At 58.3% G+C, this 228-nt stretch carries 1 protein-coding gene; it reads right to left on the reverse strand.

Going from position 1 to position 228, the window contains the following annotated elements; genetic code table 11:
- The coding region (locus tag SB847_RS22525) for a hypothetical protein (protein WP_410579014.1) at window positions 1-228 on the reverse strand (228 nt) is incomplete at both ends.

Genomic DNA, 228 nt, shown 5'->3' on the forward strand with positions numbered 1-228 from the left:
CGTCGAGCTGCTGTGCTCGTTGTCGACTGCGCGCGATAAATGCATTGAGATCGTCACCAGTGAACACCTCCACGTGAAGTAGCGGACGCTCGCCGAGTTTGGGTGGCAATGTACTGTGCGCGCGCGCCTCAACAAAGCGCTGGTATTCGCCGATCCACGCAATCGTCTCGCCCGCCGCGACTCTTGAGGGCTTGGGCAAGATATAGATCTGATCGACTGCCGATGGAT

It is taken from the genome of Bacillus sp. SIMBA_026, from assembly GCF_046535335.1.
GTDB classification, from domain to species: domain Bacteria; phylum Bacillota; class Bacilli; order Bacillales; family Bacillaceae; genus Bacillus; species Bacillus velezensis.